Annotated in this window: 14 protein-coding genes; 1 reads left to right on the forward strand and 13 read right to left on the reverse strand. The window is 68.4% G+C overall.

The window, feature by feature from the left end; all coding sequences use genetic code 11:
* Positions 1–11 precede the first annotated feature (11 nt).
* From EH231_RS26130 to EH231_RS26160, 7 genes are all read right to left on the reverse strand, one after another.
* Positions 12–113: a 30S ribosomal protein bS22 gene (locus tag EH231_RS26130; RefSeq protein ID WP_003402602.1), complete on the reverse strand. Its 102-nt coding sequence runs from the start codon at positions 111–113 to the stop codon at positions 12–14.
* Positions 114–229: 116 nt separating this feature from the next.
* A complete protein-coding gene (locus tag EH231_RS26135; protein ID WP_029110679.1) occupies positions 230–457 on the reverse strand; it encodes a cell division/environmental response transcriptional regulator in 228 nt (75 codons plus the stop codon).
* Between the two features lie 138 nt (positions 458–595).
* A complete protein-coding gene (proC, locus tag EH231_RS26140; RefSeq protein WP_090424841.1) occupies positions 596–1456 on the reverse strand; it encodes a pyrroline-5-carboxylate reductase in 861 nt (286 codons plus the stop codon).
* 53 nt (positions 1457–1509) lie between these two features.
* On the reverse strand, positions 1510–2322 hold the full coding sequence (locus tag EH231_RS26145; protein WP_124713603.1) for a thioesterase family protein: 813 nt from the start codon (positions 2320–2322) through the stop codon (positions 1510–1512).
* Between the two features lie 35 nt (positions 2323–2357).
* The gene (locus EH231_RS26150) at positions 2358–3203 is read right to left on the reverse strand and encodes a sugar phosphate isomerase/epimerase family protein (protein ID WP_124713604.1); all 846 of its coding nucleotides are present in this window, start codon (positions 3201–3203) and stop codon (positions 2358–2360) included.
* A gap of 48 nt (positions 3204–3251) precedes the next feature.
* Entirely contained in the window at positions 3252–4397 is a 1146-nt protein-coding gene (locus tag EH231_RS26155; RefSeq protein ID WP_124713605.1) for an Rv0497 family membrane protein, read from the reverse strand.
* Positions 4398–4427: 30 nt separating this feature from the next.
* Positions 4428–5399, reverse strand: coding sequence for a Ppx/GppA family phosphatase (locus tag EH231_RS26160; RefSeq protein ID WP_038565358.1), 972 nt, complete (start codon positions 5397–5399; stop codon positions 4428–4430).
* A gap of 149 nt (positions 5400–5548) precedes the next feature.
* On the opposite strand from EH231_RS26160, the gene EH231_RS26165 reads away from it, so the two are divergent.
* A complete protein-coding gene (locus EH231_RS26165; protein ID WP_090424338.1) occupies positions 5549–6370 on the forward strand; it encodes a DUF3109 family protein in 822 nt (273 codons plus the stop codon).
* Here EH231_RS26165 and regX read toward each other — a convergent pair.
* From regX to EH231_RS26195, 6 genes are all read right to left on the reverse strand, one after another.
* The gene (regX, locus tag EH231_RS26170) at positions 6352–7038 is read right to left on the reverse strand and encodes a two-component sensory transduction protein RegX (protein ID WP_090424337.1); all 687 of its coding nucleotides are present in this window, start codon (positions 7036–7038) and stop codon (positions 6352–6354) included. The two genes, EH231_RS26165 and regX, sit on opposite strands and share 19 nt — an antisense overlap.
* Positions 7039–7046: 8 nt before the next feature.
* Positions 7047–8234, reverse strand: a complete 1188-nt coding sequence (locus EH231_RS26175; protein ID WP_164481022.1) for a sensor histidine kinase — start codon at positions 8232–8234, stop codon at positions 7047–7049.
* Positions 8235–8377: 143 nt separating this feature from the next.
* Positions 8378–9121, reverse strand: a complete 744-nt coding sequence (locus tag EH231_RS26180; RefSeq protein ID WP_124713606.1) for a phosphoglyceromutase — start codon at positions 9119–9121, stop codon at positions 8378–8380.
* 50 nt (positions 9122–9171) lie between these two features.
* Entirely contained in the window at positions 9172–9672 is a 501-nt protein-coding gene (locus EH231_RS26185; protein ID WP_090424335.1) for a type III secretion system chaperone family protein, read from the reverse strand.
* 2 nt (positions 9673–9674) lie between these two features.
* The gene (mshA, locus tag EH231_RS26190; RefSeq protein ID WP_124713607.1) at positions 9675–10976 is read right to left on the reverse strand and encodes a D-inositol-3-phosphate glycosyltransferase; all 1302 of its coding nucleotides are present in this window, start codon (positions 10974–10976) and stop codon (positions 9675–9677) included.
* Positions 10977–10986: 10 nt separating this feature from the next.
* A complete protein-coding gene (locus EH231_RS26195) occupies positions 10987–12333 on the reverse strand; it encodes an ROK family protein (RefSeq protein WP_164481023.1) in 1347 nt (448 codons plus the stop codon).
* Positions 12334–12359 lie beyond the last annotated feature (26 nt).

Genomic DNA, 12359 nt, shown 5'->3' on the forward strand with positions numbered 1-12359 from the left:
GGGGCGGAAAGCTACTTGCCGAGCTTTCTACGCTGCACCCGAGTACGGCGAAGCAGCTTGCGGTGCTTCTTCTTCGACATACGCTTGCGCCGCTTCTTGATGACTGAGCCCATAAACCCTGGTGTCTCCGCTACTTAGCCGATGGTTGACCCGGTTACTTTACCCGGGCCGACCACCGAAACGGAAAACGCCAGCCTGCTCAACCCGCCCAGCCCGCTACGGCGTGTGCCTAGCCGGCGTCGAAGTACGAGGACTCCAGCAGATCGTGGACTGCCTTGGCGTGGACCCGGAACGATCGGCCCACACGAACAGCAGGCAGTTCACCGTTGTGCACCAACCGGTACACCGTCATCTTCGAGACCCTCATCAAGTTCGCCACTTCGGCGACCGTCAGAAATTGAGCTCGAGGCTGACCGTCGCCAGCATCCCGCGCCGATGGCCCGTTCATAGACGTCATCGCAACCCAATCAATCAGGCACAGGCAGTTCCAGCGGCTTCCCCACCGCTGGCACCGACCCGCGCATACAAAGGGAGAATAGCGTGGCGGGTGGGGTTACTGCGACGGGTGTGGGCTAATCAGTTGGAATTAATCTAATTACTCAGATGTAATTCCGAGCTGCTCAGAGCGCGTTTTCGCGGCCTGAACGGCGTTGGAGACCGCGGCCCGCAGTCCCCCGCGCTCGAGTTCCCGCAGCCCAGCGGCGGTGGTCCCGGCCGGCGAGGTCACCATCGCCCGCAATTGGGCCGGTGTGGTGTCCAGCGCGGCGCCTCCGGCCGCGTTCACCTCATCGAGGCGTTCCAGCAGCATCGCGGCCGAACCGGCCATCGTCTGGACCGCCAGATCGGTGGCCACCGCACGCGACAGCCCCGATTCCACGCCCGCATCCACCAGGGCCTCGACCATCAGGAAGAAGTACGCGGGCCCCGAGCCGGAAACCGCGGTCACCGCGTCCAGCTGCGATTCGCTGACGGTGATCACGCCGCCGACCGCATCGAAGATCGCCGAGACGTCCTTGAGCTGGTCGGCAGTGGCGAACCGGCCCGGCGCCAGTGCGCTCACCCCGCCGCCGACCACGATCGGGGAGTTGGGCATGACGCGGATCACCGGCGACCCGGCCGGAAGCTTGTTCTCGTAGTACGACGTGGCCACACCCGCCGCGATGGAGACGAACACCTGCTCTGCGGTGTCGCTGTCGGCGCGGACCGCCGCATCGGCGATCTCGTCGATCACTTTCTCGACGTCGGCCGGTTTCACCGCGATGACCACGTAGGTGGCGCTCTGGGCGGCGGCGGCGACCGAGGTCACCTGCACCGAGTACTTCTCCGACAGGAACTTGGCCCGGTCACCGAACTTCTCCGCGACCACCATGTCCTTGACTTGCCTGCCAGCCCGTAACAGCCCCGACAGCAGCGCCTCGCCCATGCTTCCGCCGCCGATTATCGCGATTCTCGACATGGGCGACAGCATTGCACGACTGGTGACCCCCGACGGTATCGACGCCTCCGGCGTCAGCTCGGCGCGGGGACCATCGCCAACTGCCGCGACTGCACGATGATCCGGCCCTCGCAGTCGACCACGATGTGGTCCTCGTCGAACCAGTCCTGGCCGATCTGAACCGAGGTGCACATCACCCGCAGCCAGCCATCGGCCGGCAATGCCCGCAGATAGGCCGTCAGCTGGACCGTGGGCGCCCAACCGGTGCGTTCCACGGCAAAGGTCACCGGAGCCGACACATCGCCGCACAGAAGCGCGAACAGGACGTCGGGAGCGACGCCCTTGGGTCGCACCCAGTACTCGAAGACGGGCGGCCCACCGTCGGTACGCGGTCCCATCGTGTGCAGCGCCGGCCGGATATCGCAGCCGTGCGCCAGGTGCACGACATGCTCCATCGGATGCCCGGGTCCGATGGGTTCCAGCCCGGGCGGCGGTTCCGGCGTCATCAACGGCACCACCGGGTTGAACGACAGCAGCGGCGGCACGTGATGCTCGGGTTCGCCCAGGGTCACCGACACCGTGACCGCGACGCGGTCCCCCTGCCGGAGTTCCACGTCCACCAGGCCGATCCGGCGGCCGCGCTTGCGCACCGTGGTGACCACCTGCATCGCACCGGGATCGGGTGCCCACAGGTAGTTGCCCGACACCGCCAGGGGCTGCGCGGAGGTCCCCAGCTCGGCACGGGCGGCGTTGGCGCACAGCGCGAGCATCGCGCCGCCGTGCACCTTGGGCCCGATCGTCCAATGCTCGTTGAGCTCACCGTGATAGACACCGTCGCCGGCCGGCGTCAGTGCCATGGCATCGGTGAACAGGGTGGAGCCAGTCATGTGCGGTCCTCTGCGGGGGGTTCGGCGGGATCGGTTCAGCGCAACAGGTGCGTGCGGGCGAACTGCAACGACTCGGTCAGCAGTTCCTCGCGCTCGGCGGCCGTCTTGGCCGCCGAGGTGGTGACCTCCAGGACGACGTGACCGGAGAAGTCGCTCGCCGCGAGCATCTGGCACACCTCGGCGGTGGGCTGGCTGCCGCGGCCGGGAACCAGGTGTTCGTCGGTGGAGGCCCCGTTACCGTCGCACAGGTGGAGGTGGACGAGGCCCTCGCCCATCCGCCGGGCCATGTCCAAGGCGTCGGTGCCCGCCGTCGCGGTATGGCTCAGATCGAGCGTGTAGTGCGCGTGGTTGCCGTCCAGCGGGTCGTAGGACGGTGCGAACGCCGAGATGCCGGGGCCGGGCCCGCCGCCGCGTTTGCGCATCCGCTCGATGGACGTGCCGCTCGCCCCGAAGAACCGGTCGGCCCGGAACGGGAACATGTTCTCCACCGCCACCAGGACCTCGCTGTCGGCCTCCAGCCGGGCGACCTGGTCGCTGAATCCCTCGGCGTAGCGGCGCTGCCAGCGGAACGGCGGATGCACGACGACGGTCTGCGCGCCCAGCTGTTCGGCGGCGCGCACGCTGCGCTCCAACTTCGGGATCGGGTTGGCGCCCCACACTCGCTGCGAGATCAGCAGACAGGGTGCGTGCACCGACAACACCGGCACGCCGTAGCGAGAGGACAACGCGGCTACGGCTTCCACGGACTGGCTGACCGACTCCGCCCACACCATCAGCTCGACGCCGTCGTAGCCGAGGCGGGCGGCGTACTCGAACGCGGCCTCTGTCCTCAGCGGGTAGACCGAAGCGGTGGACAGGCCGATCTTGATGGCTGGGCGCACGACCCAATTGTGTACTGAGGCTGTTTCGCTCCTCGCGTGCGTGGCGGCCTAACTGGCCTGCAGCAGAGCCAACGGTCCGAAGGTGACCAGCGCGCCGACCGCCACCGCGGTCAGTGTGCTGCCGATGTCCTCGGTCTTGCGAACCACGCGCACGCCACCGGCCAGGCCGAGGATCACCAGTACGCCGAGCACCAGCGCGACGATGGTGTTCCACTTCCACAGCTGGTCGAAGGCGATGAACAGACCCGCACCGAAGGCCACCGCGATCACGCACTGGCCGACGATCCACAACGCGCGGACCAGCGGGGAGCTGGGCTGCTGTTCCTCGTCGAATTCGTCGTGCTCGTCGAAGGCGTCGGCCTCGCGGGTGTCCTCGGACAGGTCTTCGTCGAGCTCGTCGAGGTCGTCGACACCGCCGCGGCCACGGGGGCGACGGGCCATGTCGTCGGCGACGGACTCGCCGCCGAACAGCGGGCCGAGCGAGGAGTAGGAACCTTCCCCGTACTCGTCGTCGTAGTCGTCGTACGCGGTGTCGTCGGTGTCCGCGCCGTGGATGTCCTGGACCTCGTGGACGTCGGCTTCGACCAGCGCGTCGGCGGGCTCCTCCGCGGCGCCCTCGTCGAGGTCGTAGAGGGGATCAGGGCTCATCCGCTCGGCGCCGGTGCCCGAAGGCTGGTAATCGCGCGCCGGGCGCTTGTACGGCGCGCGACGCGGGCGCGGCCGGAATTCGACCGGTTCCGGATCGGCATCGCGCGCAGCCAGGTGCGCGTCGTAGTCGTCCTCGGCGTCGGTGCGCACGTCCTCGGGTTCGGCCGGCCGGGGGGCCGGCTTGACCCGTTGGGGCCGCGGGCCGCCGTTGCGTCCCCCGTTGCGGACCCGCGACTCGTCGCGCGGTTGCGGTTGCTCTCGCGACTCACGGGGTTCGCGCGGCTCGTCCACGATGGGGGCCACGACGGCGGTGTCGACCAGCGGGTCTGGGGCGGGAACCGGTTCATCGAGCGGTTCGAGCTCGATGTCGTCGGTGATGATCGGGATCTCGCCGGTGAGTTCGGCGACGGTCACCGCGTCACTGTTACCGCGACGGCGCCGACGGCGACCGCCGACCGGGGGTGCCCCGATGGTCCCGTTCTTCGCCAGCAGCTCCGCTACCGAGATCGGTCGGGTGCCGGGTGGGGTGTTCTCTGGTCCTGTCATACCTATGTTGCCTTTGGGGCTAGCTTTTCCTTAACGTCCGGCATCCCGCGCCGACGTCTCTACCAAGGCTGTGCCGTCGGCCTCGCTGTCGAGTTTCCGCAGAATCAACCCCTCCCGCAACGCCCAGGGGCAAATGTCGACGGAATCGATCTCCAGTGCTCGCATACTAGCTTCAGCTACCAAAGCACCGGCCACGATCTGTGGTGCCCGCTCGGCACTCACCCCTTCCAGTTCGGCACGGTCAGCCGCTGTCATCCTAGAGATGAAAGCTATGAGCTGTCTTAATCCAGCAGCGGTGAGGGTCCGCTTGACCCGTGGGCCTGCGCCCGAGGGCGCCGCACCGGTGAGTCGGGCCAGCGACCGGAAGGTCTTCGACGTCGCCACCGCCAGGTCCGGGTTCCCCGATCGGCGCATGGTGGCACCGGCGTCGGCGAGTTCGGTGGCCAGCCAGTCCCGCAGCATGGCGACCCGGCGCCGCCCAGGTGGGTCTTCGGCCAGCCATTCCCTGGTCAGCCGGCCGGCACCCAGTGGCAGCGAGAGCGCCACCTCGGGCTCCTCGTCGACCCCGCTGGACAGTTCCAGCGAGCCGCCGCCGATGTCGATGTTGATGATGCGGCCCGCACTCCAGCCGTACCAGCGGCGCACCGCCAGGAAGGTCAGCCGGGATTCGTCGACGCCGCTGAGCACACCGAGGGACACCCCGGTCTCGGCCCGCACCCTGGCCAGCACTTCCTCGGAGTTGGTGGCATCGCGCACCGCCGAGGTGGCAAACGCCATCAATTCGGCGCATCCCGAGCTGGTGGCGATCTTGGCGAACTCGTCGACGGTGGCCACCAGGCTGTCGGCGCCCTTTCGGGTCAGCTTGCCCGAGTTGTCGATGGCCTCGGCGAGCCGCAGGGCCGCCTTGGTGGAGCTCATCGGGGTCGGGTGTCCGCCACGGCGCGCATCCACCACGAGGAGATGAACCGTGTTACTACCGACATCGAGCACGCCTAACCGCACTGCACCAACCTAACCGCAGTCGAGAGGCGCTTCGTGGCCGGACCTCCCGGAACCCGCGGGACGCGCACGCCCGGGTTGTGCCGCATCCCACCACGCCTCACAGCCCGGTTGGGAAATGCGTTCAGGCATATGGGAGTACCGTTTGCGCCGTGACAGAGGTGCATCCCGGCGAAGTCGAACTGGACTTTGCCCGCGAATGGGTGGAGTTCTATGACCCGGAGGACGCGACGCATCTGATCGCGGCCGATATGACGTGGTTGTTGTCCCGTTGGACGTGTGTGTTCGGCACACCGGCCTGCAAGGGCACCGTCGAGGGCCGCCCGGACGACGGCTGCTGCTCGCATGGCGCGTTCCTTTCTGATGACGACGACCGGGCCCGGCTCGACGACGCGGTCAAACAGCTGACCGACGAGGACTGGCAGTTCCGGGAGAAGGGCCTCGGCCGCAAGGGCTACCTGGAAGACGACGAGTACGACGGCAAGCCCAACCTCCGCACCCGGAAGTACAAGGGGGCGTGCATCTTTCTGAACCGGCCGGACTTCCCCGGCGGAATCGGGTGCGCACTGCACAGCAAGGCCCTGAAACTCGGTGTCGAGCCGCTCACGATGAAGCCCGACGTGTGCTGGCAGCTGCCGATCCGGCGGAGCCAGGAATGGATCACCCGGCCCGACGACACCCAGGTCCTGCGGACCGTCATCACCGAATACGACCGGCGCGGCTGGGGCGAGGGCGGTGCGGACCTGCACTGGTACTGCACCGGTGATCCCAACGCCCATGTCGGCGCCCGCCCGGTGTTCGAGTCCTACGCCCCCGAACTCACCGAGGTGCTCGGCGAGAAGGCCTACGCCGAGCTGGCCGCGATGTGCCGGCGGCGCAGCGCCCTCGGGCTGGTCGCCGTGCATCCGGCGACCCGCGTCGCCGAGAATCGAGCGACCCCGGCCTCCAACGGGGTTCAGCCCTCCAGCTTGTAACCGAGGCCGCGCACGGTGACCAGGTGCACCGGGTTGGCCGGATCCGCCTCGATCTTGGAGCGCAGCCGCTTGACATGCACGTCAAGGGTTTTGGTGTCACCCACATAGTCGGCGCCCCACACCCGGTCGATGAGCTGGCCCCGGGTCAGCACCCGGCCGCTGTTGCGCATCAGGTACTCCAGGAGGTCGAACTCCTTGAGCGGCAACGTGATCTGCTCCCCGTTGACGCTCACGACGTGCCGTTCGACGTCCATCCGCACCGGGCCGGCCTCGAGCACGCCGTCGCCGATCGCACCGTCGTCGGTGTCCGCGCCGCGGCGCAGCACGGCCCGGATCCGCGCGATCAGCTCGCGGGCCGAATACGGCTTGGTGACATAGTCATCGGCGCCCAACTCGAGGCCGACGACCTTGTCGATCTCGCTGTCGCGTGCGGTGACCATGATCACCGGCACGCTGGAGCGGGCACGCAGTTGCTTACAGACATCGGTACCGCTCATCCCCGGCAGCATCAGGTCCAGCAGGACGATATCGGCGCCGGAGCGCTCGAACTCGGCCAGTGCGGAGGGACCATCGGCCACCACGGTGGCCTCGAAGCCTTCCTTGCGGAGCAGGAATGCCAGGGGATCGGCCAGCGACTCCTCGTCCTCAACGATCAACACGCTGGTCATCGGTCTCGCTAATCCTCTCGGTCGTCTGAGTCACCTGTCGACTCATCGGTTTCGGGATAGGCCGGGATCGACAACGTGAATGTCGACCCGGTGCCCGGCTGACTCCACAGCCGGATGGTTCCGTTGTGGTTGGCGGCCACATGTTTGACGATCGCCAGGCCCAGTCCGGTGCCCCCGGTGGCTCGGGAACGGGCCTTGTCGACCCGGAAGAACCGCTCGAAGACCCGTTCCTGATCGGCCTTGGCGATTCCGATACCGCGGTCGGTGACCGCGATCTCGACACTGCCGCCCCGCCGGCGCCGGCTGATGGAGATGCCGGATCCGTTGGGCGAGTAGGCAATTGCATTGGACACCAGATTGGCGATGGCCGTCACGAGCAGGGTCTGGTCCCCCAGCACCCGGTACCCGGTCGGCGCGTCGGTGGTGATCGCGATGTCGGCCTTGTCGGCGGCCACCTTGTGCCGCGACAGCGCTTCGGACACCACGGTGTCGACGTCGACGGCGCCCAGGTCGGGCAGCCGCTCGGCGCCCTGCAGCCGGGACAGCTCGATCAGCTCGCCGACCATGTCGGCCAGGCGTAGCGATTCGGCCACCATCTTGTCCGAGAAGCGGCGCACCATGTCCGGATCGTCGGCAGAGGCCTGCAGCGCTTCGGCCAGCACCCGCATGGCGCCGACCGGGGTCTTGAGCTCATGGCTGACATTGGCGACGAAATCACGCCGGGTCGCTTCCATCCTGGCGTGCTCGGACTGGTCGTCGGCGTAGACGACGGCGAAACGGCGGTCTTCGGCGGACAGCAGCCGCACCCAGCCGCGCACCGAGATACCCGACCGTCCGGGGTGTGGAAGCTTGCGCGGCGACAGGTCGACATCGATGGCCTGGCCGGTGGCGAACACCTGCTCAGCTGCCCGCCAGGCTCGGTCGTCGAGGAGCCGGTCGCGCACCACGCCGAGTTCGGAGGCCCGGTCGTTGGCGTAGACCACGTCGTTGAAGGTGTCGACGACGACGATGCCGTTGGGTGATGCGGACACGATGTGCTGCAGCATCTGCGACACCGTCAGGCCAGCCTGATCGGCCTCGCGACGCCGCCGGTTGGCCACGATGCGGGGTGCGACTACCGACGCCACACCCGCACCGACGATCAGCGCGAGCAACGACACGACCGTCGTCAGCAGTAACGCCGACACCAAGCTCACGCGAAAATCGTACGCATCCGGTGAACGTCATCCCAGCAGCGTGCGGCCAAAACGGGACAAGTCACACCGACAAACACAGGAGTTCGGCTGTCGTTAACCCCCGGTAACCTGCTGTTTGCCCGCAGGCCCGAGTGTCCAGCGAACTATTTCTTGGCGCCCTGCGCGGCGACCGCGGCGGCCCCGGCAGCGGCGGCCTCGGGGTCCAGGTACTCACCGCCGGCGACCAGCGGCTTGAGGTTGTCGTCGAGCTCGTAGCGCAGCGGGATGCCGGTCGGGATGTTCAGGCCGACGACGTCCTCGTCGGACATTCCGTCGAGGTATTTGACCAGCGCACGCAGCGAATTTCCGTGGGCGGCGATCAGCACGGTCTTGCCGGCCAACAGGTCGGGCACGATCGTGTCCTCGTAGTACGGCACGAACCGCGTCACCACGTCCTTGAGGCATTCGGTCAGCGGGCCGCCACCGATGTCCGCGTAGCGCGGGTCGGCGTCCTGGCTGAACTCGCTGCCCTTCTCGATCGGCGGCGGCGGGGTGTCGTAGCTGCGCCGCCACGCCATGAACTGCTCTTCGCCGTACTTCTCCTTGGTGGCGGCCTTGTCCAGGCCCTGCAGGGCGCCGTAGTGACGCTCGTTGAGCCGCCAGTCGCGGTGTACGGGGATCCAGTGCCGGTCGGCGGCGTCCAGGGCGAGGTTCGCGGTGGTGATCGCGCGGCGCAGCAGCGACGTGTAGACCACGTCGGGCAGCACGCCCTCCTCGACGAGCAGCTTGCCACCGCGGACCGCCTCGGTGCGGCCCTTCTCGGTGAGGTCGACGTCGACCCATCCGGTGAACAGGTTCTTCTGGTTCCAGTCGCTCTCACCGTGGCGGAGCAGGATCAGCGTCGGCATCGGTAGTTTGTCCTCCTCGCGTGCGGGAACAACGATCTTCTCACGAGCGCTCAGTCGTCGATGAGGTGCTCAAACGCTTCGAGGTTCTTCAGCGACTCACCGCGCGAAACCCGCCACTCCCATTCCTTCTGGATCGATGAGCGGAACCCCAGCTCCAGCAAGGTGTTGAAGTCGGAGTCGACGGCTTCGAGCACCTGGCCGAGCACGCGGTCGATCTCCTCGGCGGTGACCGAGTGCAGGGCCATCCGGCCGACGAGATAGATGTCGCCGACGTTGTCGAGGGTGTAGGCGACCCCGTAGAGCCTGCGGTTGCGCTTGAGCAGGAACCGGTAGACGCCTTCGAAGTTCTCGTCGGGCTTGCGGCACACGAACGCCTCGACCCGTACCGAGTGCTCGCCGATACTCAGGATGGTGTTGGTCTTGAGCTTCCGTTCCCCGGGCAGCTCGACGACGATGCCGGGCAGGCCGCCGTGCGCGCCCTCGTGCCGGTGGTAGACCAGCTCGTGCTCGTCGAGGGTGGCGGTGATGATCTGTTCGACGCTGGTGCCCATGGTTACGCCCGCACCCCCCGACGCAGCGCGAACCGCCGCCCGGAACGGCGGCCGGCCCTGCGGTGCCGGGATCGGTAGTCGCTCATCGCATGGGCGTAGCTGCTCAGCAGGGCATCGACGGTGTGCCCCCAGGAGAACTGCGCGGCGTGGGCCGTGGCGGCCACGCTCAGCGGACCCGGATCGCGCTGCAGCACGCTGTCGATCGCGGCGGCCCAGTCGTCGACGTCGTGGCCTTCGACGAGCGCTCCGCTGACACCGTCGGCCACCGCGACCGGCAGACCGCCGACCGCGGCTGCCACCACCGGGGTACCGCAGGCCTGGGCCTCGATGGCGACCAGGCCGAAGGATTCGGAGTAACTGGGCACGGCGACCAGATCGGCGGCGCGGTACACGTTGACCAGCTCTTCACGGGACTGCGGGGGCAGGAACGTCACGCGGTCGGTGATACCCAGCTCGTCGGCCAGCCGAATCAGGGTGTCGGGCTCGGCCAGGCCGCTGCCGGAGGGTCCGCCGGCGACCAGCACCCGCACCCCGGGCAGTTTCGCGGCGGCGCGCAACAGCACGTCAGGCGCCTTGAGCGGCTGGATCCGGCCCACGAACGCGACCACCTGCTCGTCGGGCGCGATCCCCAGGATCGCCCGGGCGGCGTCGCGATCCCCCGGCGTGAAGGCATCCAGGTCGACCCCCGGATGCACCACATCGATCCGCTCCGGATCGGCATGATGCAGTGAAACCAGTTGCTGTGCTTCATGTTCGGTGTTGACGATGAGACGGTCGGCCTCGTCGACCACCTGCTGCTCCCCCACCGCGCGCAACGGCGGCTCGGGTGAATCACCGGCGGCCAGCGCGGCGTTCTTCACCGCGGCCAGGGTGTGCGCGGTGTGCACCAGCGGCACCGCCCAGCGGTCCCGGGCCAGCCAGCCGACCTGGCCCGACAGCCAGTAGTGCGAGTGAACGACGTCGTAATAGCCGGGCTCGTGGGTCGCCTCGGCGCGCAACACCCCCGCGGTGAACGCACACAACTGGGTGGGCAGGTCGTATTTGTCCAGGCCCTCGAACGGGCCGGCCACCACGTTGCGCACCAGCACGCCCGGCGCCACCGGCACCACAGGGGCGTCCGACGACGAGGTCGCCCTGGTGAAAACCTCCACCTCGACACCGCGACGGGCCAGCTGCAACGCCGTCTGCAGCACGTAGACATTCATCCCGCCGGCGTCACCGGTGCCCGGCTGCGCCAGCGGCGAAGTATGTACGGATAACACCGCAACGCGGCGGGGAATCTCGAGGTCCGAGGCTAGACGCACACAGACATGTCTACACCGCGGCGGATCGGCGGGTTTGAGCGCGCCGCATGGCACCGATCGGATCGGCGTACAGACCGCCCAGCGAAACGATGCCCGCACTGGCCTCCTGCACCCGGTTTCCGAACGCCGTCAGCCGGATATCGCGGGGCCCCAGCACCGAACGCCGCGCGACGGCGTCCTCGACGACGGACATGCCCTCGGGGTATTCGGTGAAGGCCTGGCCGCCGAGCACCAGATCGTCGGGGTTGAGCAGATCGCGCAGGAGCGCGACGGCCTCGCCGAGCACCCGGGCCCGGTCGGCCAGCAGCTCGACCGCCTTCTCGTTGCCCTGCCGGGCCGCGCGCAGCACCGCCGACAAGGTCGAGGACGGGCCTTCGGCCGGGACGATCCGCAGCTTGCGCGCCGCGTTGAGCACCGCTTCGTCACTCACGGTGGACTCCAATTGTCCTGAGCCGCCCAGCAATTCGGACTGCGCAGGCAGGCCCGCGATGGTGCCGGGCCCACTGGCCGGTGAGTGCACGCGACCGTCGATGGACAACGCGTAGCCGACGGTCTCGCGGGCGTACACGTAGAGGCTGGTCCGGGCCGGGGAACCGACGGTTTCGGGCGACGAACGCCGTCCACCCAGCAGCAGCTCGGCACCGGCCATCGCGTCCACGTGCGAGGCCACCGAAACCGGCAACGCCAGGGCTTCGGCGAGCACCGGGCCCACCGGAGCATCGGCCCAACCGAGCCGGGGGTGATCGAGATATCCGGTGGCACTGTCGACGACGCCACCGGCGGCGACACCGACCCACAGCGGGCGGCGGCGGTGCCAGCGGCTCAAGTAACGGCGGGCGCTGGAGGCCAACGTGGCCAGCGCCGCGGACTGCGATCCCGACGGGGTCGGAGTCTCGACCACGTCCAGGGTGCGGCCGAACAGGTCGGTGGCCACGATGCTGGTGGTACGCGCACCGATGTGGATGCCGAGCGTGAGGTAGGGCTCGTGGTTGACCTCGACGGGAACACGGGGCCGACCGATGGCTCCCGAAACCGCGAGATCGGCACGCTCACGCAGGATTCCGGCTTCGAGCAGTGCGGTGACCTGGCGGTTGACGGTCGCGATGCTCAGCTGGGTGAGCTGGGCGATGGCGTCCCGGGCGATGGGGCCGCGGGTGCGGACCGCGCTGAACACCGAGGCCGAGGCGGCGTCGGGCACCTTCAGCGACGGGGCGACGATGTGCAGGAGCCGCGACTGCGGATAGCGCGAGGCGGCGGCCAGCGACCGGGCAGGCCGCGCGGGGTTGCCCGACGCGGAGGACGAGACGGAGGCGGTACTGGTGCGCTTCCGAAGGGGGGCGGCGATGGCTGTGGTCACGTGAATTGTCCTTACTGGTTGTCGGC

The sequence above is a fragment of the Mycolicibacterium nivoides genome, assembly GCF_003855255.1.
Lineage (GTDB): Bacteria > Actinomycetota > Actinomycetes > Mycobacteriales > Mycobacteriaceae > Mycobacterium > Mycobacterium nivoides.